19 protein-coding genes and 2 pseudogenes are annotated in these 24090 nt (G+C 45.1%); 10 read left to right on the top strand and 11 right to left on the bottom strand.

All coding sequences use genetic code 11. The features are described 5' to 3' along the window. Positions 1 to 44: 44 nt before the first annotated feature. From THEAE_RS20115 to THEAE_RS23830, 4 genes are all read right to left on the bottom strand, one after another. On the bottom strand, positions 45 to 743 hold the full coding sequence (locus THEAE_RS20115) for a reverse transcriptase domain-containing protein (RefSeq protein WP_052330208.1): 699 nt from the start codon (positions 741 to 743) through the stop codon (positions 45 to 47). A gap of 846 nt (positions 744 to 1589) precedes the next feature. Beyond that, positions 1590 to 2612: a pirin family protein gene (locus THEAE_RS0105960; RefSeq protein ID WP_028986830.1), complete on the bottom strand. Its 1023-nt coding sequence runs from the start codon at positions 2610 to 2612 to the stop codon at positions 1590 to 1592. Positions 2613 to 2872: 260 nt separating this feature from the next. Continuing rightward, positions 2873 to 3157 (bottom strand): hypothetical protein, encoded by a 285-nt coding sequence (locus THEAE_RS23835; protein ID WP_211233479.1) that lies wholly within the window; start codon positions 3155 to 3157, stop codon positions 2873 to 2875. Then, complete coding sequence (locus tag THEAE_RS23830) at positions 3154 to 3447, bottom strand: Wadjet anti-phage system protein JetD domain-containing protein (RefSeq protein WP_211233478.1); 294 nt, start codon at positions 3445 to 3447, stop codon at positions 3154 to 3156. Before THEAE_RS23830 ends, THEAE_RS23835 begins: the two co-directional genes overlap by 4 nt. A 240-nt stretch (positions 3448 to 3687) precedes the next feature. Here THEAE_RS23830 and THEAE_RS22420 point away from each other — a divergent pair. Continuing rightward, positions 3688 to 5045, top strand: a protein-coding gene (locus THEAE_RS22420) for an IS1182 family transposase (protein ID WP_156920560.1) whose coding sequence is annotated in 2 segments (ribosomal slippage) — positions 3688 to 4252 and positions 4252 to 5045 — 1359 coding nt in all. Because the reading frame shifts where the segments join, the coding sequence is not laid out codon by codon here. Positions 5046 to 5210: 165 nt separating this feature from the next. Here the strand turns inward: THEAE_RS22420 and THEAE_RS22415 are convergent. The 3 genes and pseudogenes from THEAE_RS22415 to tnpA all read right to left on the bottom strand — a co-directional run. Next, positions 5211 to 5652: pseudogene (locus tag THEAE_RS22415) on the bottom strand (IS66 family transposase); the annotation flags it as partial. After that, positions 5636 to 5941: an IS66 family insertion sequence element accessory protein TnpB gene (gene tnpB / locus THEAE_RS23825; protein ID WP_156920700.1), complete on the bottom strand. Its 306-nt coding sequence runs from the start codon at positions 5939 to 5941 to the stop codon at positions 5636 to 5638. The pseudogene THEAE_RS22415 and the gene tnpB, both read right to left, overlap by 17 nt. A gap of 58 nt (positions 5942 to 5999) precedes the next feature. Further along, positions 6000 to 6326, bottom strand: coding sequence for an IS66 family insertion sequence element accessory protein TnpA (tnpA, locus tag THEAE_RS0105930; protein WP_028986827.1), 327 nt, complete (start codon positions 6324 to 6326; stop codon positions 6000 to 6002). A 79-nt stretch (positions 6327 to 6405) separates the two neighbouring features. Between tnpA and THEAE_RS20100 the strand changes: the two are divergent. From THEAE_RS20100 to THEAE_RS0105890, 5 genes and pseudogenes are all read left to right on the top strand, one after another. Next, positions 6406 to 7142: pseudogene (locus THEAE_RS20100) on the top strand (IS256 family transposase); the annotation flags it as partial. A gap of 669 nt (positions 7143 to 7811) precedes the next feature. Continuing rightward, positions 7812 to 8432: a zinc metalloprotease gene (locus THEAE_RS0105910; RefSeq protein WP_028986824.1), complete on the top strand. Its 621-nt coding sequence runs from the start codon at positions 7812 to 7814 to the stop codon at positions 8430 to 8432. Next, on the top strand, positions 8396 to 9499 hold the full coding sequence (locus THEAE_RS0105905) for an arginase family protein (RefSeq protein ID WP_028986823.1): 1104 nt from the start codon (positions 8396 to 8398) through the stop codon (positions 9497 to 9499). The genes THEAE_RS0105910 and THEAE_RS0105905 overlap by 37 nt, the downstream gene beginning before the upstream one ends. Then, positions 9496 to 10446, top strand: a complete 951-nt coding sequence (locus THEAE_RS0105900; protein ID WP_028986822.1) for a hypothetical protein — start codon at positions 9496 to 9498, stop codon at positions 10444 to 10446. Before THEAE_RS0105905 ends, THEAE_RS0105900 begins: the two co-directional genes overlap by 4 nt. A 369-nt stretch (positions 10447 to 10815) precedes the next feature. Continuing rightward, on the top strand, positions 10816 to 12048 hold the full coding sequence (locus tag THEAE_RS0105890) for an MFS transporter (RefSeq protein ID WP_028986821.1): 1233 nt from the start codon (positions 10816 to 10818) through the stop codon (positions 12046 to 12048). Between the two features lie 339 nt (positions 12049 to 12387). Here THEAE_RS0105890 and THEAE_RS20095 read toward each other — a convergent pair whose 3' ends face one another. Both THEAE_RS20095 and THEAE_RS21915 read right to left on the bottom strand, forming a co-directional pair. After that, complete coding sequence (locus THEAE_RS20095) at positions 12388 to 13272, bottom strand: RpnC/YadD family protein (RefSeq protein WP_052329790.1); 885 nt, start codon at positions 13270 to 13272, stop codon at positions 12388 to 12390. Positions 13273 to 13516: 244 nt separating this feature from the next. Further along, the gene (locus tag THEAE_RS21915) at positions 13517 to 15469 is read right to left on the bottom strand and encodes an S-layer homology domain-containing protein (RefSeq protein WP_052329788.1); all 1953 of its coding nucleotides are present in this window, start codon (positions 15467 to 15469) and stop codon (positions 13517 to 13519) included. A 326-nt stretch (positions 15470 to 15795) separates the two neighbouring features. Here THEAE_RS21915 and THEAE_RS0105870 point away from each other — a divergent pair, with 326 nt between their 5' ends. From THEAE_RS0105870 to THEAE_RS20085, 4 genes are all read left to right on the top strand, one after another. Beyond that, positions 15796 to 17394 (top strand): vWA domain-containing protein, encoded by a 1599-nt coding sequence (locus THEAE_RS0105870; protein WP_028986819.1) that lies wholly within the window; start codon positions 15796 to 15798, stop codon positions 17392 to 17394. A gap of 118 nt (positions 17395 to 17512) precedes the next feature. Next, entirely contained in the window at positions 17513 to 18106 is a 594-nt protein-coding gene (locus THEAE_RS0105865; RefSeq protein WP_028986818.1) for a hypothetical protein, read from the top strand. A gap of 171 nt (positions 18107 to 18277) precedes the next feature. Continuing rightward, on the top strand, positions 18278 to 19369 hold the full coding sequence (locus tag THEAE_RS0105860) for a substrate-binding domain-containing protein (protein ID WP_028986817.1): 1092 nt from the start codon (positions 18278 to 18280) through the stop codon (positions 19367 to 19369). Positions 19370 to 19417: 48 nt separating this feature from the next. Continuing rightward, positions 19418 to 20563, top strand: a complete 1146-nt coding sequence (locus THEAE_RS20085) for a toxic anion resistance protein (RefSeq protein ID WP_245605529.1) — start codon at positions 19418 to 19420, stop codon at positions 20561 to 20563. Positions 20564 to 20588: 25 nt separating this feature from the next. Here THEAE_RS20085 and THEAE_RS0105850 read toward each other — a convergent pair whose 3' ends face one another. Together THEAE_RS0105850 and THEAE_RS0105840 are read right to left on the bottom strand one after the other, a co-directional pair. Further along, complete coding sequence (locus tag THEAE_RS0105850) at positions 20589 to 22646, bottom strand: methyl-accepting chemotaxis protein (RefSeq protein ID WP_028986816.1); 2058 nt, start codon at positions 22644 to 22646, stop codon at positions 20589 to 20591. Positions 22647 to 23074: 428 nt separating this feature from the next. Next, positions 23075 to 24079 carry a hypothetical protein gene (locus THEAE_RS0105840; protein ID WP_156920559.1) on the bottom strand — a complete coding sequence of 335 codons (1005 nt, stop codon included), beginning with the start codon at positions 24077 to 24079 and terminating at the stop codon, positions 23075 to 23077. Positions 24080 to 24090 lie beyond the last annotated feature (11 nt).

The following is a 24090-nucleotide window of genomic DNA, read 5'->3' as shown; positions in this document are numbered from 1 at the left end:
TATGCAAAGTAAATCGAAGCGAAACCTTGAATCTATAAGCATTTTTATTGTTTACTTTGCATAATTACTTTCTTCGCATAAGGGGGATTATGCGAAGCTTTGCATAATCCCCCTTGAGGAGTGCCGGTTTCCGTCGGCTCCCACGTGCCCTGTTCCATAACCCCGGCCTTCAGAAAACGCCAGATTAGTCTTTGAATATTGGGGTCCGCCATTCTTACTCCAAGGAATTTCATGAGCCATTCGTGATTGACATTCGTGAAGAAGCTGCGGATGTCGGCGTCCACAATATAGCTGGTTTTTCTATACTCGATGATGCGATTCAGTGCTTTCAGCGCGTCATGACAGCTTCTTCCCGGTCGGAAGCCGTAGGATAGGTCTAGAAAGTCCTGCTCGTAGATGGCCTGTAAAATCTTGTTCAGTCCCAACTGCACGATTTTGTCTTCGTAAGAAGGGATGCCGAGCGGCCTTTTGCTCTTTTCATCCTTAGGTATATATGTTCTTCTTACAGGTTGCGGTCGGTAACTTTTCCTTTTTAGCCGCTCTGCCAAGTCTTTGATGTTTGATTCCAAGTTTTCCTCATACGCTGCTTTCGTGACTTGATCGACACCTGCTGCCTTATTGCCATCCAGTTCTCGATGGCATTGCGTCAGCAGCTCCTCGTTCAAGAGGTGATACAGCGATGTGAATTGCTCTTTTGGATTTTCTTTAGCAATCTCTGCTATTCTCGCTAGTTTTGTTTGCATTTTTGGCCTACCCCTGTGTGTAGAAAATGTGTCCATAGCAAGTCGGTGATATGTCCCTGCCTTCCCTCCGCCGACATTACTCGGTTTCATCGGTACTACGCAGTGATCCGACTCCCTGTCCATCATTTGACATCCTCCCTTGCGATCGGTTGTTTGTCATACTTCCTTTCCGAAGAATGGGCAGGGCCTCCCAAGTTGCTGTGAAGTCATTGTATAGCATGCCTGGCTCTTCGACCCCGGGAGAGCTCATTCCTACTTGCCATTAACGCAGAAATGAGTGTTGTCTTCCGTACTTTCGAAAACGTCGACCTCTCCGGTTTACTCTTTTCGAGGCTCCATCACGTTCAGGCCTACTACCTGGCTGTCTACGCTTAACGTCTGAAATTACTTCCAGTCGTCCAAGACTCGCTATTGGTGGCTTGGCTTTAGCCTTTCCAAGCAGGATTTCCACCTGCTAAACTTCACAACCTAGGCTTGGTCGCACCGAAAGTTGAGTACATCATCAATCCCCAGTTCTGCTTCCACTTCCTCTATAATCATTCATCCCTTCTCTTTTCCAGCCAGTTCTCCTTGGGCAAGCTGTGACATCAGCTTTAACGAAGCCTTTAATTTCTCATATTCATGGATCTCAATAATAACATATTTCCATCTTCCATTTTTTGTTAAAAAACAGGTTCACCTATTTTCGTTGTAATTCCTTAAATCGGATATGGGTTTAATGTTTGGCATGGATCACAATTCCCTTCATAACTATGATCATACGCTTTTATTCGTAAAATACTACATTAAATTCATCTAAAAAATCATCTAAACATTCTATGCAATCCGGATGATCCGGATAAAAAACTAAAATGATCGATTTTCCACTCGCCCATCGGAATACTGTGCAAATCTGCCTTTCTCCCTTGGATGGACCAGATCATCCCGATGCCATGGCCAGCCCCCAAACTCGGTTCTTCGATAATCGGCAAAGGCTTGACGAATCTCTTCCTCCGTGGTCATCACAAATGGTCCATAACTGACGACAGGTTCACCGATGGGTTCCCCTTCCAAAAGCAATAGGCGGCTCTCCTTTGAACCGTTTTTGATGTCTATCGTTTCATCCCCGGCAAGCCTTACACTATGGGAAACCTTCACGAGGATGTCCTCGATGGTAATGGTATCTCCGTCGTAGAAGTATATGGTCCGGTTTAATGTGGAGGAGACCTTTGGAAGCTGAATTACCGCTTCAGGTTCCATGTGAATAAGCCATATCCCCACATGGTTGTTCTCGTCGGCTGCCCAGGAGTGCGGCGGAGGATCCAGACTTTTAATCCCCTTATCGGAACCTGAGATCAGGCGGATGGTGATACTCTTCCCATTCGCATCTTTGGATTCAATTACGGGGATATCCTCCGCCCAAAGCATTTTGTAATGCGGCTCAACAAATTTATCTTTCCTAGGCAGATTAAGCCATATTTGAAATAACTCCAATGGATTCTCTTTGTCCTGATGAATCAAAGGAAACATTTCCGAATGGTTGACACCCCTTCCTGCCGTGAGCCATTGCACATCACCGGCTCCATAGCGGCCTGCAGCGCCGCTTGAATCGGCATGGTCCACATAGCCTTCCAGCACCACCGTTACCGTCTCAAAACCTCGATGGGGATGTTGGGGAAATCCGGGAACCGTATCGCCGTGATACATATTCCATCCATCTTTCCCTTGAAAGTCAGTGCCGATATTTCTCCCTTCTAAAGAGGCATCCGGCCCCATCTCCTCATTTCCCCTTGGATAAGCATCCTTGTGATGCATGCAAAATAAAAAAGGATCATACCCTTTCCACTGAAAACCCAACTGATTCATTGCAAGGATTTTATTTTTCGCCATATTGTACCTCCCCTAAGATTTAGCTCCAGGTAACCGGTTTATCCCGAATGATGCCGTCTGTCTTCGTCCATTGGCCCATGATCTTTCGCACGTTCCCTCGTCAAATCATGTGAATCTCTATCCATTATACCATCTTTTCATAATTGAAATTCATACTTTCGGAGTATCGTAATCGTTTAACAGCTTCAAATAAAAAAAGAAAAACGTCAGTTGCGATTGACTGACGTCTGTAATCGTTGTACTGGAAACCTAGATCATCGTCATTTGGGCTCCATTGGCCAAAGGGGATTATTCTTCAGAATTTCCTCCACTTCTTCAAAGCCCGTTTGGAAGGCATAATTGTAGCGGGCCGGCAGCGCAAAGACGTATACGGAATTGCTTCCCAGTTTACTCGGACCGATGGGCGCTGCACTAACGGAAAAATCTCCATTCTGCAGAGCATTCCATTGCTCATGCGTGAAAACCATAATGGGGATGTCCTGGCGCGGGTTCTTCTGAGTCCAGTTCGGATGCCGTATCAAAAGCTGTGGGCCGGTTTCAATCATCTCTCCGCTGCTCGTACCCTCCCATTGTTCCTCAACGATAGAATATCCTTTCCAGGTCTCCGGCAGGTAGAAGTAGAAGCCATACCGCGTATTTTCATAGACAACAGGACTTTGCTTAAATGCGGAAAAAATTGTGCCTTCAAGTACTCGAAAATCCGGATACCCCCTAAGTCGATATCCCCCCAGTGGCATATTTCCGTCCCGCCGGATGCCCCCAAGAGAGAATCAGACAATTTCCTCAGAAAGTTTTGTAACGCACGATGGGGGTAGCCACCCGTATAAATGACCAATTCTTCACCTCTTAAGTCAGCATGTTGTTCGATCCACTGATGGTAGCTAACCCCACCTTCTGAATATAAAAAGTGAAGATGGAACGACTCACTAGGAAAAGAGAGAAAAAATCCCCACCCTGGTAGAGTGGGGTCAGCCTGTCGAAAAACCTCAACAGGCTAATTTTTTGGGACTTAATTTTTAACAATGCACCGCGTTAATATGGTATAATAAAACTATACTGTAAAGGCGGTGGTTTCGTGCTTCGTTCTAATTCTAACGTACAAAATGAGTTCGAGTTTGTCTGCATCGAAGATCTTGTTCACCCGAATCATCCACTTCGTAAAATTCAAAAACACATCGACTTCTCCTTTATCCTTGAACTCGTTCGCCCCTACTACTGTGAAGATAACGGTCGGCCTTCTGCTGATCCCGTCATGCTATTTAAGATGCTATTCATCGGCTATCTCTTCGGAATCCGTTCCGAACGACAATTGGAAATGGAGGTTCATTCCAATATCGCTTACCGATGGTTCCTTGGCCTCAACTTGCAAGACCGGGTACCGGATCACAGCACACTCAGCTACTTTCGGGAGAGGCTAAAGGAAGGCGACGTATTTCAGAAAATTTTCGACCGGGTTGTGCTACTCGCCATGAATCACCGTCTTGTGGGTGGCCGCGTACTCATCACCGACTCCACTCATTTGAAAGCCAACGCCAATAAGCGGAAATTGATCAAGACGCAAGTCACACAGAGCACAAAGGCTTATATTGATGAGTTGGATCAGGCCGTTATGGCCGACCGCGAGGCAAACGGAAAAAACTCTTAAAAGCGAGAAAGGAAGTGAAAGAAGAAAAAGAGATGAAGGTGAGCACGACAGATCCGGATAGCGGCTACATGGTTCGCGATGGAAAACCGGAAGGGTTTTTCTATCTCGACCATCGTACCGTTGATCATAAGTACAACATCATTACCGATGTGCATATTACACCGGGAAACGTCCATGATTCTGTTCCTTACATCGATCGACTTGAGCATATCGTGAGCAAATTCGGGTTTGAGCAGACGCTTGAAGCGGTTGCGCTGGACGCCGGGTATTTTACATCGTACATATGTAAGAAGCTGCAAGAAAAAAACATCTTTGCCGTCGTCGGCCGAAGAGCCTATACTCCGATCAAAGGGTTAATGAGCAAATGGCGTTTTAAGTATGACGCGGAGAAGAACGTCTACAGATGTCCCCAAAAACATGAGTTAGCATACGTCACAACAGACCGAGAAGGATATCGGCACTACAAATCCGATCCGAAGCATTGCGCACAGTGTCCGTTGCTCAAAGAATGCACCCGTTCCCGAAACAGGACAAAAGTGATTACCCGGCATGTGTGGCAAGATAGCAAGGAATGGGTAAGAGCCAATTCAAGAAGCCAGTCGGGCAAATATTTATATCGACTCCGATACCAAACGATTGAGCGAAGTTTCGCGGATGCCAAAGAGCTCCATGGGCTTCGATATTGCCGTTTTCGAGGAATTAAGAAGGTGCAACAACAGGCGTTATTAACAGCTACATGCCAGAAGATCAAGAAGATCGCCAATATCCTGGATAAGAGAGCAGGATGAGGCGATTTTCCTTATTATTTTAGTCTACTCCATTCCCCTTAACACTACCATTTTCCATAGTTTGATCACTTGTAAAAACAAAAGTCCGTAAAAAAAACGGGGCTTTGCCAACAATCTGTCCCCACCCTGGTAGAGTGGGGATTCAATCTTTGCGCACTTTGCGGATTACATTCTACAGGAAAAAGGCAAGGTATCCGACCAAGGAAGAAGTGGATCGAAAGCATCTGGAGCTTTTAGATCCAGATTAGGAAGCTTCTTAAAAAGATAGGTAAGATACAGATATGGATTTAATCCATTCTCCTTGGCGGCCCAATCACACTATAGATGATCGCGCTAGCCTGAGCCCCCTGCGGGGTGTTGGCAAACAGCCAATTTTTCCGTCCGATGACAAACGGTTTGATCGATCGCTCACTCCGGTTATTGTCGATCTCGAGACGACCATCTTGAAGAAAACCCTCTAATTTCTCCCACTGATTCAGGCAATACTGAACGCCTGCCCAAAGGCACTTTTGGGCAGGACTTGGGAATCCATGGCCTGAAGCCATGCGAAAAAAGTATCGAGTACAGGGCGGCTTCGCGCTAAACGTTTTTCATACCGTTCTGCGGGACGTAACCTCAGGATGTGCTTGCTGCCCTCCGAGGGAGAGGCCGTCCAAAAGCCAACGCAGCTGACGGCGGTTAATTTCCAACGGGGTGGAGTTCGGTCGGGGTGGAGTTCGGTTCTTCTGGCCACTGAAAGGTTCCCCGCTCAGGGCGCCTGTAATAGAGCCAGAACCCGTTGTGATCCAATGGAGAATCTTCAGTTTATCCCGCTTTCGACTACAAAACACAAAAAGAGAAGGGGAGAACGGATCCAATTGGAACTCTTCCTTGACGAGGACCGCTAATCCGTCAATGGACTTCCGAAGGTCGGTGCTCCCGCAGGCAAGATAGCGTGATCGAGATGGATGTCGTTTAGCATAAGGTTTTCAGCGTCCTTACCACGTCCGCTAAGAGAGATGGGTTGTACCCAGGCCCCACTTCGATGGCGACCGAACCCACTTGGACGAGTAAGGAAGCCCTCCCTTCTTCTTTCATCGCATGATCTACATGAAGGGAAACCCACTGAAAACGGATCGAGATTTCATCGACCTTTTTAAGCTTCTTCATCCAATACGAAAGCTGTCGTGGAGTGACTTGATGGGCAGCGCACCATTCCGATGCACGCTGTCCACTCGCCCCACTCGCCCGGTAGGCTTCTACACGAGTCTCCCAAATTGGTCTACGCTCGTTTTGCGTCATAAAAAAATCCTCCTCTCATCCCTCTGAGGAAGATGGTCTCATGACGAGAGCAACGTTCATAGATGGGTTCTATTTGACGTTTACTTATGTTTGGTTAGATGCGACCTTTCCTAAGGTCCGTGAAGGGGGCCGAGTTCGTAGTATGGCCTTGTGTATCGCCATTGGAGTACGTGAAACCGGTGATCGTGATGTCCTGGGTTTTGATATTGGAATGAGTGAAGACGGATCCTTCTGGACGTCCTTTTTACGTAAATTGATGGCTCGTGGGCTTAAAGGGGTAAAACTATGCCCATGAAGGTTTACGTCAAGCCATTGAACAAGTTCTCATCGGAGCAACATGGCAGTGTTGCCGAGTTCATTTTATGCGAAATGTGCTAAGCCAGGTACCAAAATCCTCTCAAGCCATGGTCTCTTCGATCATTCGTACCATCTTTGCTCAACCGAGCCAAGAAGCAGCCCGAGAGCAGCTTCGTCAAGTGGTACAGCTACTACATCCACGTTTTCCAAAGGCCATGGAAATCCTAGAGCAAGCAGAGCATGAGGTATTAGCCTATATGGCTTTTCCCAAAGAGCATTGGGGCCAGATCCACCCAACGAATCCATTAGAGCGTTTGAATCGTGAGATTCGTAGGCGTTCGGATGTAGTCGGCATTTTTTCAAATAGAGAGGCAGCCGTCCGGCTGATTGGATACATCCTGTTAGAACAAGCATGATGAATGGAGTGTATCGCGAAGATATTTTAGTCTTGAATCGATAACCAAGTTAACAGGGAATGAACATCTTTTGTTAGCACCAGAGGCAATACTGCATAAATAAATTTTGGCTTGCTGTTAGTGATCGTAAACGAAGTTTCGAGCTCTAACAGCAGGGGCAGCCCTTATGGGCTGAGAAATTCAATTCCAAAACTGAAATATGTCACGTAGTAGGAATAGAATGTAATTTACACCACTTGACGGGGCACTATCCTTACATTCCATATTTCCGCCCCCTAGGGGCATAATTAACCACTTCATGGGGAAAATTAAACCGTTTTTTTGGGAGGAATCCTATTTTTGTATTGACAATAGTTATAACTAGTATATAATACTAAATAGATTCACAAATTTTTTAAGGAGGTGTTGCGAAATGGAAGAATTAAAAGAAGTAAGTCTTGAAGAGTTGGAAAACTATGAAGAGGAACGTGAAGGTGATGTAGTGCGTTGCGGTGATGTAGTGCGTTGCGGTGATGTAATCCGTTGCTAGAAGAAACGGGGCTGTCTCATAAGTCGATTTATCGGCTTAGAGATGCCCCTTTTCAATCTTAAATATCTTAATAAATCAATGTTACTGATTTTTGGATTTAAGCAAATTTGGCTTTTTTTACAACATTGTTTGATGAAAAAAGTACACGGAAAGCGTCGAATGCATGAAAGGTAGCGTGATAAGACATGTTAGTTTTCCTTTCTTGTTCAGTTATAATGTGTATAATAGGAAGTGGAATTAAAAATGGAGATAATAGAATTTATAATAAAATCCTCTCAAATGCTGATTATATCTTCAATTTACATTTATTTAAGTGTTATTGTGCACGAAATTGGACATTTAGTGATGGCTAAAATTTTAGGAGCTAAACAGACAACCGTAAATTTTTCTCTTTCTAAATTCAATGTTAGATTCAACTTTGGTAGAAAGATGAATTCGGAAGAAGACTTTTCTGTGACTATTGCAGGGGTTATATTTCAATTTATACTTGGATTAGTGTGTTTCTTTCAACCGTTAAGTAGAGAACTTACATATTTGGTAGCGTTATATATACCGAGCATAACGATTAATATACTTCCTTATAACAATCTAGATGGCTTTCATTTAGTTAAATTGGGTAAAACAGACACTATAAGAAGTTTACTTGCTAAACTACTTCTTCTTTTATTTTCTATTACAACATTAATATCAATCATTTATGTTACCTCAAGTATTTATAAATATTTCCGACTTACAAGCCCTGAAGAAATCACATTAATTATAATTACGTTTATTTATTGGATTAAATTATTTTTAAAAATACAAAAACACATGAGGGGTGATTTTCCTTGGAGGAAGAAACAAAATATATTATCAGAAAAATAAATAACAAAGTTTTGCTTACAAATAAATCATTAAGTAAATATTGGGAAGGCATATTAGACCCTAATTCAATATTTTCTAATAAAGATCATCAGTCCAATTTAAAAGAAGAAAAGTCTTTTTTTGGTTTTCCAGATAATAACGAGGAACCAGATATAAAAATATTCGGAATCCCCTATAATAAAGGCTCTTTAATTAGTGAATCTAGGGTCAATTTATTTCCATATTATTTAAGATCTGTTAGTCAACGACTTCCTATATACATAGGTCTACATGGTAAAAATAGTTCTGGTATTTTTGATTTAGATAGTAATAAACAATTATTACAAGATTGCTTTATAGAAGATCTTGGGGATCTTTATTTTGATAAAGAAGACGATTCCGATAAGTTAGTACAGCATGTTTCTAATATATTGGATAACATCTTATTAAGTAAATCAAGTTTCTGTGCTATTGGTGGAGATCATTCTGTATCATATTATTTGGTTAAATCATTGCTTGATAAAATCAATAAAAAATTATTAATAATACAATTTGATGCACATCACGACTGTGGATCAAATATTTTAAAATTAGACCGTGAAGTTAATCATGCAAATTTTATAAGATATTTGCTTGAGTTTGATAAGATAGCTGCAATTATTCAAATAGGGGTGCGAGGGCTTAGAGCGTTAGGACAAATGTACTATCACCCCAAATTAATACAGGTACCATCTACTCTGGTAAGCCCAAGTATAGTTAAAGATATAATTTATAGAACTATTGAAAACTATGGAAATACGTTGGGATATATATCTTTTGATTCAGATGTGTTAGATCCTAAGGATTTTCCACTAGTTGATTTTCCAACTGTTGGAGGACCTGCATTTAGAATTTTCTTAAATACGATACAAGAGATTTTTAATACATTCCCACAAATAATCGGAGCTGATATTGTTGAAGGTCTGGGGGGAGGAAATTTATATCAATATGAGCCAATTTTGCATATACTGACATATATTTTGGATGGTATTAATAAATCTAGAAATAACATTATAAAATATTATCAAGAAGGGGCGATTATTAAATGAATGAAAATATGTTAAATAAAATTCACCGGTTTATGGATGAAGTATTTGCTTATGAAAAAGAACACGGCAGCTCTATTGGAAACTTTAAATCATTAGTTAATATATCGAAAGAATTTTCATATTTTAATTACGATGCCAATTCTATTTTAGATATTTGGAAACAGTACAGGATAAACAATCATATTCAAGATCTGTATAGAGATGATCCTTATTTATTTCATGGTTTTAAAGAGGTTATAGGGGAAGAACATATAAGAAGTTGTTTTGCACAAGGCGGAGTCTTTGCCACCTATCATTTTGGTGATTACAGATATGTTCCCTTTCAAATATATGAATCTACAAATATGAATAAGGAAAACTCTATTGATATTGTTGTAGATACAGAGTCATATGAAAGTGAACGAAGTTTAACAAAATGGAATGAGTTAAGAGAAAAAAATAATGTTAACTATATTATTTCAGAAAATCATAGCAGCGGATTAAAATTACTTAAGATACTGAGAAAAAGTGGGAGTATTTTGTTGTATCTAGATGGGAATTCAGGATTAGGCAATGATTCTTATGAAATATTTGTAAGACACTTATCTTCAACTGTACAAATCAGAAGCGGAATTTTTCGTTTAGTAGCCCTTTTACAAAAGCCAATATGCATTATAGTAGCTGATCAATCTAAGCAAGGTAGATCTCGTATTATTGCTTATGAACCCTTTTTTGTAAATAAAAATCAACTTGAATTAGCAGTTGAAAAAGCTTATAGTTTTTTTAGGAACGCTTTAAAAAAAAATCCACACCTTTGGCGTTTTTGGTTTAGGCATCATCGATATGTTAAAGAATGGGGTACTCCAACTTTACATTGTGAAAAGAGTATTAATATTGATTGGTATAGTGAGGATAAAAAATTCGGAATTGACTTGAGAACAGGTACCATTTATCAAATGAAAAAATAGTTAGTTTTGTGTATTTGGCCATTGTATAAGTGGTCAATTTACGTTTTAAATCATCGAAGCAGCTTACAAAAAGTCTCATCATTATACGAGTAACCGTCCGTTTCAAGATTGGGGAGCCTATGTTTCTGAATACGTCACTCGCAACCTCTATAAGAGGGGACTACTACCGATTGAAAGGAGGAAAAGAATAGTCCTTTGCAGTGGAGAGTCGATGATTTTATATGGCAATAAAAGATGGAGTCACGATCTAAACACTCTTCTTATAAGTCAGAAATCTAAGAGCGATCTGTGTAAGGTAGATCAAATCTTGGAAATGTGTTTGTTATTAAATTGCAAAACAAAATTGGTAAAAAAAATGGGGGGATTTTTTTGATAAAAGATAAGAAATTTATATTGTTATTTTTTTCAAGATTTTTTAGTGTTTTTGGCGATGCCTTTCTATTTATAACATTATTAAATTTACTAGAACAACTAAAGGTAGGAAGTTTTGGATTGTCTATATTTTTTATCTCAGCTACATTACCAGCATTTTTATTTTCGCTTTTTGCCGGAGCTTATGTAGAAAATAGAGAACTACAGAAAGTGATGGCTATTTCCGATTTAATTAGAAGCTCACTAATCATTTTATTCATGATAGCCGTTTTTTACTTTAGTAATCCGTTCATTGTTTATCTTTTGATTTTCTTAATCGCAACAAACAACATGTTTTATTTACCTGCTAATTCAGCTTTATTGCCAAATATAGTAAATCAAGAAAAACTTTCAAATGCAAATGGTTACCTGCAGATGGCCATGATGTTTGCGAAATTAGGTTCTTATGGCACCGTTGCATGGTTAATAAAATTAAATATAAATGTAAGTACTTTGTTATTGATCACTGCTTCCTTTTATTTGCTATCAATGATATTGATTTTAAACGTTAAGCCGTATGTCAAAAGTTTTGGCAAAAAGGAAAATGAATTTAATATTCTTCTTGATATTAAAGAGGCAATTCTTTATATTCGAAACCATCCTTCTTTCAGTAGAATATTTTTGATTTTTGGATTTGCATGGATTGTTGGGTCATCCATCGATATGTTTTTAATATCCTATCTTATTGATGTTTTAAATATGGGGTCCGAAGATTTATATCTATTTACTACCTTTAGTTTAATCGGCATTGCAATGGGTTCATTCATTGCTCCAATATTATATAAAAAAATTAAGAAAAAAACAGGTATGATTATCTCTTCACTTGTATTTAGTTTTGTGATCTTGTTATATGCGTTAAAATTACCTATATTATTACTCAGCATCGGGTTATTAATCGGAGGGATTTCGCAAGGTGTATTTTTAATATTTATAAATACTTATTTACAAAGCAATGCGAACGGTCAAATGTTAGCTAGAATATTTAGTTTCTATAATTTATTACTAACAGGAGCAAGCCTTCCAGGATATGCGTTATTTGGTTATCTGCTTGCGAAGATTGGAACCATTAACACCGGATATTTTATTTCTGTTTATTTATTCCTAATATCAATTCTTGGTATTCTCATTATTCCAACATTAGAGGAGGAAAGTCCGGGAAGAGAAATTGCATTGGAAAGGGATGAAAGGTGAGTAAAAATATTTTTCACCAATCCAGCCTCGAATTGGGTTCGTGGACCTCAGGTCAAGCGTTTGCCTTAAGCTGCCTCCAGCTTCCACCTCACGATGGTCACCCTTGCTCTTGGCTAACGGTAGGCGCTCGCCAGCCCCCGTTCGGGACTTTCACCCTAAAGATAATGCCCATGCTGGGCGCACGAAAAAGGCCGATTCGTTGCGATCGGCCTTCTCTCGTCTCCGGCAGAGGATGAAAATGTCCATGCGATTGGTTTTCAAGATCCCTTCCGTACGCCGCCATTCATAGGAAAGGAAAAGGGGCCTATGGGGTCGGGTTTAGATCATCCAATGAACCGCCTATTGTTTTTTCAAAAGGAGGATTTCCTCTTTGGTAAGCCCCGTCACTTCCATGATCGTTTCCTCGTCGAAGCCTTTTTCCAACATATTCCTCGCGGTTCGTTTAATGCCTTCCTTCATCCCTTCCTTCATCCCTTCCTTCATCCCTTCTTTCATGCCTTCTTTTATGCCTTCCTGCATCGCTTTTTCCCGTTCTTCCCTCATCCAATCCTGGTAAATGGGAGATTCCATGATCATTTCCCTCCTTATCATTGAATGGATCCACTCTTTGGGGTAAATTTCGCCGGCCAAAACCCCCATAACGGCCAGCAAATCTCGCCGAAGCGCAATATCGGTAACCTTCATGATCGCATCCACGCCAAACTGAAGAGCTTCTTTGCGTATTTTCCGTGGCGCATTTCTTCTCATCAGGGGGAGAAGGGGGTATAGCCCCACCCATCCGTTGTCCACGATCTCTTGCGGGCTAAGCTCCCAAATGCGGATCACCCGGTAGGTGTACTCCAGGAATTTCTCTCCATGCCACTCTTCCTGCAGGAGATGGGTTCCATGATCGTGTGCCGGATAAAAGTAGAGAACGATTTGCAGAATGGGGATGATCTTCTTCTGCTCATGGTAAGTCGCTTCCCATAAATCGGTTCGGTATCGAAGCATGCGGATAGGCAAGGATTCATCCAGGTATCCCATCGGTTCAAAATGGATGAGAAAAGGCGTGCTATTCTCGCTTTCAATCCAGAACACGTCATCTAATTTTGAAGATACTTTTGGCGTATACTCCGTCTTGAAGGGCCTTACGATCGGGTCCTCGATGCCTGGCACCGAAAAACGAACCCAATCGGTTGGCCTTCGTTGGAAAAGGCGCTTTATGGGTTGGTCGATATTGGCCATGATCCCCTCTCCCCGATTGTTACCTGAATTCTATCAAATCACGGGTATTTTTGGAATAAGGAAAGCGGTCTGGTCAGGGTATGGTGAGGAATAAGAGTGAACATCTTCGCTTCTTTATCTCATCGTTATTTTATACTACAAAATGGCGAATGTCAATTCGGAGATTTGTGAAATGTGGTACGTCTGCGATATTGTCAAAAAGGACCGCCTTAAAAGAGGTCGGTCCTTCGTTCTTGCCACTATACTATAGGTACCCCAGCCTGATCATGAGCGCCATGATCATCTTGGCGATGACGGCGCGGGTGGCGGGTTGTTGGGGCTGGAGAGATCCTTCTTGATCTGCGATCATGTTCCGTTTTATGGCTTCGGCGAAGTATCCGCGCGCATAGTCCGAGATGCTCGTCCCATCCCGATAGCCTTTGAGCTGCGCTTCGATCTCTTGACTGTTTAAGGTCCCCAGTTGGCCCGCTCTGCCGACGATCGTCACGGCTTGTTCCCGGCTTATGAGGTTGTTCGGCATAAATTGGGTTGCCGAGTATCCTTTGATCGCTCCTGCCCGTTGTGCCGCTTCGATGTAGCGCGTGGCCCAATGGCCATTGGGTACATCTTTGAAAGCGGCATTCTCATTCCCTAATGGATAGTGCGCCGCCTTGACGATCACTTTGGCGAATTCGGCTCGGCTAATGCCCTGATCGGGGCGGAATTCCGTTTCGCTGTATCCTTTGATGATCCCCTGGGCGAGCAGCACTTCGATCTCGTATTTGTATGGGTGGTCCTGGATATCCGCAATGGTTTGGTTGCTGAGCATGACGGCATAGGTGCCATATTCGGTGATGTAGCTGCTGACGCTTGAAGTGCTTAAGTCGACTTTCCCTCCGATCGATTCCCAATATCCGTTCAATGCGGCGGTTTGCGAGGTTTTTTCTTTCTTTCCCGTCGATGGGGTCTCAATAAATTTCCAGATGGCTACCTTGTATGGATCTACGCCGGCCAATTTTGCAGGATCTACTTTGATGGTGAGTTTGGTTTCTTTTGCAAGCGGTGCAGCCGATGTGACGGTGTAGGCATCGGATAGGGGAGCTACATTCTTCGGCACTGCATGTACCTGTTCGGCCGGTTGTTGATTGGTGATCTGGATTGGGACCGGGCTATCGAGTTGGACAGGTTCACTTCCATTTGCTGCGGCAAAACCTTTCACTTGATGAACGGGGGAGTGAAATAATGATCCCCATTCCCAGAGGGTTCCATCTCCCTTCAGGGCAAGGGAATGATTTTCCCCGGCGGCGATGGCGACCACATCGGTGAGATCCTTCACATGAACAGGAGTAGCACTATATCCTTCCTCCGTTCCATCTCCTAATTGACCAGATTCATTCCTTCCCCATGCCCAGACGGTTCCGTCTTTCTTCAGGGCAAGAGAATGCAACCACCCGGCGGCGATGGACGCCACATCGGTAAGGTTCTCTACTTGAACAGGGGTGGAGCGATCTTCCGTCGTCCAACCGTACCTGAATAAAGCTTCATCATTCAAACCCCATCTCCAGACGGTTCCGTCTCTCTTTAGGGCAAGGGAATATTCATTTCCTGCGGCGATGGCGACCACATCGGTGAGGTCCTTCATTTGGATGGGGAAAGTTTGACCATCCCCCCATACCCAGACCGTCCCATCTTGTTTCAAAGCAAGGGAATGATAACGTCCGGCGGCGATGGCGACAACATCTGTAAGGTTTTGCACTTGAACGGGGGTTAGGCGATCTTCATTCGTCCCGTCTCCTAATTGACCAAAAAGATTCCATTCCCACGCCCAGACGGTTCCATCCCGCTTCAGCGCAAGGGAATAAGAGCTTCCTGCTGCGATAGCGACCACATCGGTGAGGTCCTTCACTTGGATGGGAGTTTGACCAGCCCTCCATGTCCAGACGGTTCCGTCCAGCTTCAGGGCAAGGGATTGAGACATTCCGGCAGCGATAGCGGTCACATCGGTGAGGTCCTTCACTTGGATGAGGAAAGTTTGACCAGCCCCCCATGCCCAAACGCTTCCATCTTCCTTCAGCGCAAGGGAATAACCTCCCCCGGCAGCAATGGAAATTACTTTCGCCGTATTCTCCTGCTCCGCATAAACCGAGGAATAGTCATACCATGGAAATTGAAAGAGAAGAATCATCCATGAAACGAAGAGCATCATTCCTTTCTTCATTCTCCGATCTCTCCTCCTATGTCACGAATTGGAATTATTTACTAATGCAATATTATTATATACAAAATAATTTGTCAATCACGAAAGAGAAACCTCTTCCTTTCCTCTTCGTAAAAAAGAGGGAAATAAAATCACGCCTCATTCGCATCGATAAAAAAATGTTAAGATTATGTAAAGATTCCCTCTTCCCAAGAGGAAGAGAAGGAATCTTGTCTAATGCTGACGAACTAGAACAAACGTAGGATGGAACGATGATCCGACGACGATGCGATAGGGTAGATCGACAATACGCGCGTTAGAAAAAATGCGGGAAGGGATGTGGAGGAATGAATCGGATTGTTTCTTCCTTATTGGTTATCTCCGTCTTCTGGGTTCTCTTCCTTTCCGGTTGCAGCGACCAAGCTATCGACCCCAACGACCCCAATGCCTTGCGGATCATCGGCGGATCCGAATTAAAGGATTTGAAAGATACAGGTCTCCTTGACTACATCCAGCAAAAATCGGGCGTAAAGATCCAATTGGATGAGAGCGGAAGCCTCGCTGCAGTGGAAAAAATCGCCGGGGAAGAGGTCATGTATGACGGCATCTGGATCCCCAACGGATTCTACCTTGAAGCGTTCCGGGACCAGATTAAGCATCCTCCCATCGCGAGCGAAAAGATCTTCATGAGCCCTGTCGTATTGGGCATTCAGCGCAGCCTGGCGCAGCAGTATGGTTGGATCGGACCGGACGGATTCAGCAAAGAGGAGATTACCTGGAACGATATCCGGGAGAAGGTGGTCTCAAACCAACTCCAATTTTATATGACCAATATGAACAGCTCCAATTCCGGAGCCCTGGGCGTCGTCGGCATGATGAACGGCTTTCTGGAAAAGGCGGACCCCCTTACGATGGAAGATCTGAAAAACGAAAATCTGATCCGTTCCATGAAGGAGTTCTTCCAGAAGGGGATTAAGAAATCCTCCGGTTCCAGCGGCTGGTTGGCCGATATCTTCCTGAAAGAGGGAGGAGATGCCATTGTCAACTATGAGAGCGTCATCGCGGAACTGAATAAGAAAGGGGCCGACCTCATCATCGTCTATCCGAAGGAAGGGATCGCCATGGCCGATTATCCCTTCTATCTCCTGAATGAAAAGAAAAAGGAGGCTTATGACCGCGTCTTAAGCGTTCTTAAATCTCAGGAATTTCAGCGGCAGGCCATGGAAAAGACGAACCGCCGGCCTCTCTATGGAAACATCCCCCTTCGTTTAACCGGCGGAATTGATACCAATCGGGTACTCTACTCTCTCCCCCTGCCTGAAGATGGGAAGGTATTGCAGGAGATGATCCGCCTCTACCTCGACGAGGTGAAGAAACCTTCTCAGATCCTTTTTGTCCTGGATATGAGCGGCTCCATGAGCGGGGATCGCATCGAACGGTTGCGGAAGAGTCTCCTTAACTTAACGGGAACCGACCTTAGCTTCTCCGGGCAATTAGCCCGCTTTACCCGACAGGATCATGTCACATATATTCTCTTTAACGACCGGGTTAACCCACCCAGATCCTTTGAAGTAACGGGAAAGGGGGACCTGGAGGCGATGCAGCAATTTATTCAGCATGAGACGGAATCGGGTGGAGGAACGGCCATCTATAGCGCCCTCTCCGAAGCCTTGAAACAGGTCTTACCGGGAGATGAGCGTTATCCCACCATCGTCCTCCTCACCGACGGAGAGAATAACCGGGGAATCAGCTTCGACGAGTTCGCCAAGGACTACGAAGCCTACACCCAAAAAACGGGGAAAAGAATCCCCATCTATCCTATCCTCTTCGGCGAAGGAAATGTGGAGGAAATGAAGAAGCTGGCGGAAATGAGCCACGGACGAACCTTTGATGCCATCCATGAGCCTTTGGAGACGATCTTTAAAGATGTGCGAGGTTACAACTAGGTTAGGGCTTAGGGATTGCGAACCGATCCCCTTCCCTTTTGGAAAAAGGCGTGGGTTGCTACTTTTCGGCCTTCATCCTGTACGTAGGTATAGCCAGGAATGAAAGGGGGAGCGAAGAATGTTGAACTTCTTATTCAAAACCTGGGCGGGAATTGTCACGTTAGCAGGACTTCTATTGGGGCTCATTCTCATGCTCTTCCTCATGAGCGCACTCCCCCTCTATGTTTCCCTCCTGATTCCCGCTGCCCTCGGAGGGAGCGGGTATCTCTTAGGGATTGCCTTCTTCCCGCCGAAAGAGGAACTGACCCGCCTTGATCAGGTGGAGCGGGTGCAGGATGTTTTAAAAACCCTGTCTTATATCGAAAATCGCTTGATCAAAAGGAGGATCCTGGATCCGGAAATAACCGGCGTGCTGGCCGAGATCATCGAGAAGGTCCGCTTCGTCCTCCCCTATACGGAGGAAATGGGCTTATCGGAAGTGAAACATACGGTGAGGCGTTTAGGGACGAGTGACCTTATCGGTCTCCTCAACCCTTATCTTCGCTTGAGCCCCTCCTCCCGCAATTTGAAAAGGGAAGAACTCCTGAAGAGCCTGAAAGATATGCTGGAAGAAGTAAAGGCGATCATCGCCACCATCGAGGCGAAGGATATTCAGGAGCTGGAACGAAAAGTGGCTTTTATCGACCAAAAATATAACGCAAAGGATTTATAGGATTGAGATAGAGATGAGGAAAGAACCATCTTCAATGAGTATCCTCTGGGCATGCCCTGATGAAAAGATACCGAAAAAAGGATATGGATTTTAAAAAGGAAAAAAGACGAGAACAAACGGAGCATGGGATGAACGGATTCATGGAAGCTAAAGCGAAGGTGGGATGGAACGATGAAAAAAGGAATCGCGGTGCTTCTCGTCCTCCTGATTCTAGGAACCGTGGGCTATTTGATTATCACCAACCTGGATACTTCAGGTTTAAACCGTAAGCCTCCTGTCATGGTGAAAGGATATTATGGAAGTGAAAAAGAAGATTATCTTAGCGATCCCCGCGTAATCGATATTTTGAAAAAAAAGTACGGAATCACCTTGGATCTCAGGAAATCGGGAAGTATGGAGATGGCGGAGTTAAGCACGGAAGGCATCGATTTCTTCTGGCCTTCCTCGGAAATCCCGGTCTCCCGCATCGAAGCCCTGCATAAAGGGGAAATCAAAAAGAGCGCCTCCATCGGCTACTCCCCCATGATCGTCGCCTCCTGGGAGCCGATCAAAGCACTTCTGGAAAACAACGGATTGATTCGGCAAGAGGGTGCCCTTTCCATCCTGGACATCGGCAAACTGATCCGGCTCACCATCTCAGAAAAAAAATGGAGCGATTTAAAGGGGGCCTCCTCCCTCTATCGCTCAAATAAGACGGTTTTGGTGAAGACGACGGATCCCAGTCAATCCAACTCCGGACTTCTCTATCTCGCCATCTCCTCAGGCATCCTGAATGGAAATCAAGTGATCACGGCGGATAAAATCCCGACGGTGATCCCATCGGTCAAGAAGCTTTTCGATCTGCAGGGGTTTAAAAGCCACACCAGTGCCCTTCCCTGGGAAGATTATTTAAACAAAGGGCGGGGCGATACCCCCCTGGTATGGGTCTACGAGGCCCAATTCATCAATTATGTGGCGGCGAACGGTCTTCAGCGGGGCGGCGACAGTTTGACCCCCCTTTATCCCGAACCCACCATCTGGTCCAATCATATCTACATCAGTTTTACAGAGAATGGAAATCGCCTCCTTGATGTATTGCTGAATGATGAAGAGCTGCAAAAGATCTTTAATGAACACGGCTTCCGCAATAATTATAAAAACGGGGAGTATTTCCTCTCTTTTTTCAAAGAGAAGAACGTAACGGTACCGACAACCTTGGATCAGATCGCCGATATCCCCACCTATGAGAATGTGCAGACGATGTTGGATCGCATCAAGGAGTAAAATGAAAATAAAAGGTAAAATGAAATAAGGAAAATGGAGGAATGAAGGGTGAGCAAAGCGATGGACGAGTTAAACATGGTCTCTAACCTGAAAGAGGAGGATATGCAGAAGATTCAAAAGGAAGCGGAGGCAATGGTGGTCCGCCTCTCCTCCAAAAAGGAAGAGGAGGCCGAACTTCTCCTGGACAAACTGGGGCGCCTGGGGGAAGTAACCCAGCAAAAGGCCGGGGATTCGCTGGAGATTCTGAAGCGTCCTGTGAAAGACATGATCTCCGACAAGCACGGGGAAATCCCCAACACCTTGCTGCAGCTGAGAAGCCGAGTCGATGAACTAAATCCAAACCATTTCTTCAAAAAAGGGGGGGTCGGTAATCTTTTCCGCAAACTCTTTGGTTCCAATCCCCTTACCAATTACATCCGTAAATATGAATCGATCCAGACTCAGATCGAAAACATCGTCGCTTCTCTGCGAAATGGACGGGATATGATTCAGGAAGATACGATCCAACTGAGACAGATCCGGGAGATGGCAAAGGATCAGATCTATGAATTGGAAAAACGGATCTATCTCGGCAAGCGCCTATTGGAGATGCTGGAGGCTGAACTTCAAAAACCGGAACAGGCCGGAAATAAAGCGCTGATTGAAAAGGCAATGGCCAAAGTGACGAACCGGACCCGGAACATGGCCCAGATGGTAAATATTCTTCTCCAATCCATCGCCTCCATCGGCATCATCGAGGAAAACAATGAAAAGCTGGAAGAAGCGGTGTTTAACGCCATAACAATGACCCAAAACGTGGTTACCGTCTCCGCTTCCATTCAGCTCGCCTTAAGCAACCAACAGAAAGTGATGAAAGCGGTGAAGGGAGTCAATGAAGCCACCGAGCAGATGATCCTCTCCAATGCGGCCGCCTTGAAGAGCAATACGGAAGAGATCACTAAGATGTTGGAACAGCCCTCCATCGCCTTCGAGACCCTGCAAAAAGCCTTCAGCGATCTCTTCTCCGCCATCCAGACCACGGAAGAATCAAATCGCCGCATTATCGAATCGGGGCGAGCCTTCATCGACAAAATGGATCAGTTCAATGCAGAGATCCGGGTGAAGTTGGAAGGAGCGGACAAAGCAGGAATCCCCTCTCGGCAAGAGGCATCGGCTCCCGTAAAACCCGTGGAGGGCGACACACTCCTCGATTAAGCGGCGGAAAAGAGAAAACAAAGGGTTACACCTGAAAGAAGGAGAGATTCGCCTGCATGTCCCGGGACAGTCCTTCCAGCTTTTCAGACATTTTGACTAAGGCTTCACTTACCTCCCGCTGGTTTTGGCTATTGAAAGCCACCTCTTCCGAAGAGGCGGAAGACTCCTCCGAGAAAGATCCCACATTCTCCATGGAAGCGATCAGCGCTTTTTGCGATTCTTTTAATCGTTCCAGTGAACCGGTCACCTCCGCCAACCGGACGGCGAGCTGGCTCATTTTCTCCCTCACTTGTGTAAAGAGAAGATCGGCCCCCTTTACGGCAGAGATTTGTTCCCGATAAAGCGGAGCCGCTCTCCTCACCACATCCAACGTTTCTTGGAGATCCTGTTCGATGGTCGAAGTGATCTCTCCCACCACATCGATGGATTGCCGCGATTGCTCGGCCAAGCGCCTGATTTCATCCGCCACAACCGCAAAACCTTTTCCCACCTCGCCGGCCCGGGCAGCTTCGATGGAAGCGTTTAAGGATAAAATATTGGTCTGTTTCGTGATGCTTTGCATGATTTCCAGAATTTCCTTTATCGAACCCATGTTCTGCCCGAGCCGATCGATCTTCTCCACCATCCGCTGCGTCATCTCCTCGGTCTGGATGGTCTTATGCCTCAGCTCCGCCATATAGGAGGTTCCTCTAAAGCTTGCCTCCTCCACCTCACGAACCGATGCATCCATGATGCGACTTGCCTTTTCTACTTCCTCCATCTTTTGCCGCATCTCGTGCGTGAGCCGGGTTCCCTGCTCCGCTTCCAAGGCGAGCTGCATCGCTCCTTTGGCGATTTCCTCGGTGGCGCGGGCCATCTCTTGAGCGGATGCGGCGGTCTCCTTCGAGGCTTTTAAGAGCTCTTCCGCCCTCTCCATGAGCGACGAGGCATTGGTATGGGATGCTTGGATCAGGCTCGCGATCTTCTCCATCATATGGTTATAACTTCGCCCCACCTCCCCAATCTCATCCTTCCCCCGCGCCTCCATCCGTACGGTCAGATTCCCTTTTTCCGCCTCCCGCATCAACTCCTTCAAGCGGTTTAAAGGATTCCCCACCATTCGCAACACCCACAATCCGATAAGAACCGCTATGAGCATCGCTCCCAGTGCCATGAAGATCGCGACGTTGCGAATCTGCTCCGATTCACGAAGCAAGTCCGCGACCGGCACGGCTGCCGCCACCGTCCATCCTGATTCTTTCATCGTTTTATAGATAACCAATTTCCCGGCCCGGGTAAAACTTACCGACTGCGTCAACCCCTTATCCCTTTCCTCTGCCGTAATGGGGATTTCAAAGGGCTTCCCAATTTCGCTCTTTTCTTTGGCACGGATCAAATGATTCTCCGGATCAAGCACAACAACCGGCCGAGCCTTACCCATAGAGAGATCACCAAGCGCTTTGTCCAGCACCTCTGCATCAATTTCCAACAGGAGAACACCGATTTTCTTTCCCGTGGTGGTGTCCACCATAAGGCGGCTTATGGCGAAGGACGGTTTATCGGCGGCATAATATCCCTTCTCACGAGTTGGGAGGAAGACCGCCCAGCCGTTTTCTTTCACCACCTGTTGGAACCATGTCTCCTGCACTGGAGTTTCACGGAGGATCATTCCCGAGTAGTTGTTTCCTGTAATTCCTTTTTCGGAGGAAAGGGGAAGGACGGTGATGTTTCGGATTCCCTCTTTCCACAGGGTTACACTGGAAAGTTTCTTTTCGATTTGGCTATACCGCCGGTAATGATCATACCCGGCAATTTCCGGATTGTAATAATCCCGCACCCATTGCATGAGATCGGTATCGGCGATGAGCTGCATGGTCACATCCAGGTAGGACTTGATCTCCTTTTCTACTTTATCGGCAGCCAGCCGGATGGTCTGTTTGGCCGACTCCGCTACTTTTTCCTGGATCGCTTCGGACGATTGTATGTAGGAGAAATAGCCGATCCCTCCAACCATGAGTGTGATGGAGACAAAATAGATGAAAAAGAGTTTGCCGCCTACCGTATGTAAGGGATTTCCAATTTTTCGCAACGAAAAGGTTCTCATCCCACCACTCCTTCGCAATATTCTTCTTCCCATTCCAGCAGAGCCTTCTGTTCCATATCATTTTTGCAAAATCAGATGAGAATATGAGCGTTGCTTTTCCACCGTTTCACAGATTACCTCATTCGACATCCAACTTGTAAATCCTTCTTGATCGAACATCGAACTTTTCATTCCATCTAAAAATAAAAATGGATTCATTGTATGAAAAAAAAAGAGGGAAAGGATGAACCCAATCCCTCTCATTCTTTTCAATAATGGGTTTCGATTACAACCCTCTCTTCCCTGACGAGTGGTGGATGGGACCCCCCATTATGCGTCGTCTAAAATAAAAAGGGGAAGGGGGGTAGAAGGTTTTCAAGCAGAGAGCGATTTACTCCATACGGACCAAACGGCCGCTTATGGCATCCACCAAGTAATGGGACTCAATTTTATACACCGGGAACAACTGCGCTTCCTCTATATCCCCATTGGGTGCATGTGTAAGCTCTTTTACCCCATAATACGGGGGAGGTATCTGGAACCGTTTCATTCCTCTTCCCTTCATTGATTTTCATAGGCGAAAGATCCAAGAGAGGAACGGGTGGTTGAAACCGATAGCTCCCTTCAAGGGCTTGATCATGTTCCTGTTCTGTGAACTCTCCCTTTTCCGTCACCCACAGCCGTTCACCCTTTCGTGCATCCACCCAAACCTCATCGAGGATATATGCCCATTTCGGCGCCGGCATATTCTCCGTTTTTTCCAACCCCTCCCGCAACCACGCGGGAAGGTAAATGACCTTCAACCCAACCGGCCCGCATCGCCGAATCGCCTGCTCCGGTTGTAGCAAAGGTGGAAGACAAAGCGTAGGATCTATGTGATGGGCATATCGGCTTCCGTAACGACGCAAAGTAATAACCTGGTGGGAGGCCCCCAATCCCACTTCAATCATAGAGATTGGATAAAAGGGAGCCTCGCCGCACATCGCGCGGAAAGTGACCTGATGCGTAACCCCGGACGGCAGCATCTCTCGATCCACAGACTTTACCTTATAGAGCGTACAACATCCTTCCATCCAGTCAGCGATGAGGTCAGTGGCCGTCCGAACCGCTCTCTCTTCCTCCTTTCGGCTCCATGAAGCTTGAACTTTTCTCCTTTCATCTACGTCACCGATGTCCCTCTCCACCGCCCATTGCGGAGCAAAAAAAGAGACTGGCTGCCCATCCGACACATCCAAGGTCATCTGTACCGCACCGGAGGGAAGTACATGCTCATCCACATCCCCCTCCGGTTTGATGTGGTCCGGATACCAGGTCAATTGCAGGGTATATACGGGCCAGTCGCTTGGTGAGGAGGAACGCCTAATCCGCCAATCGACCAGCCTTTTACGATCCAAATGAAGTTTCTGTTCCCATCGAATGGCATATTTCTCCACATCAACCGTGTATTTCCCCACCTGGTTTCCTC

Origin of the sequence: Thermicanus aegyptius DSM 12793 (genome assembly GCF_000510645.1) — a bacterium.
Lineage (GTDB): Bacteria > Bacillota > Bacilli > Thermicanales > Thermicanaceae > Thermicanus > Thermicanus aegyptius.
The sequence above is the reverse complement of the archived record's forward strand: the minus strand, read 5'-3'. Positions and strand labels throughout refer to the sequence as shown.

Coding starts and splice junctions, on each gene's coding strand:
- THEAE_RS20115 (WP_052330208.1), bottom strand. CDS start 743: ATGCAAACAAAACTAGCGAGAATAGCAGAGATTGCTAAAGAAAATCCA.
- THEAE_RS0105960 (WP_028986830.1), bottom strand. CDS start 2,612: ATGGCGAAAAATAAAATCCTTGCAATGAATCAGTTGGGTTTTCAGTGG.
- THEAE_RS23835 (WP_211233479.1), bottom strand. CDS start 3,157: ATGATTGAAACCGGCCCACAGCTTTTGATACGGCATCCGAACTGGACT.
- tnpA (WP_028986827.1), bottom strand. CDS start 6,326: ATGACGCAAAACGAGCGTAGACCAATTTGGGAGACTCGTGTAGAAGCC.
- THEAE_RS0105910 (WP_028986824.1), top strand. CDS start 7,812: ATGGAGATAATAGAATTTATAATAAAATCCTCTCAAATGCTGATTATA.
- THEAE_RS0105900 (WP_028986822.1), top strand. CDS start 9,496: ATGAATGAAAATATGTTAAATAAAATTCACCGGTTTATGGATGAAGTA.
- THEAE_RS20095 (WP_052329790.1), bottom strand. CDS start 13,272: ATGGCCAATATCGACCAACCCATAAAGCGCCTTTTCCAACGAAGGCCA.
- THEAE_RS21915 (WP_052329788.1), bottom strand. CDS start 15,469: ATGAAGAAAGGAATGATGCTCTTCGTTTCATGGATGATTCTTCTCTTT.
- THEAE_RS0105870 (WP_028986819.1), top strand. CDS start 15,796: ATGAATCGGATTGTTTCTTCCTTATTGGTTATCTCCGTCTTCTGGGTT.
- THEAE_RS0105865 (WP_028986818.1), top strand. CDS start 17,513: ATGTTGAACTTCTTATTCAAAACCTGGGCGGGAATTGTCACGTTAGCA.
- THEAE_RS0105860 (WP_028986817.1), top strand. CDS start 18,278: ATGAAAAAAGGAATCGCGGTGCTTCTCGTCCTCCTGATTCTAGGAACC.
- THEAE_RS0105850 (WP_028986816.1), bottom strand. CDS start 22,646: ATGAGAACCTTTTCGTTGCGAAAAATTGGAAATCCCTTACATACGGTA.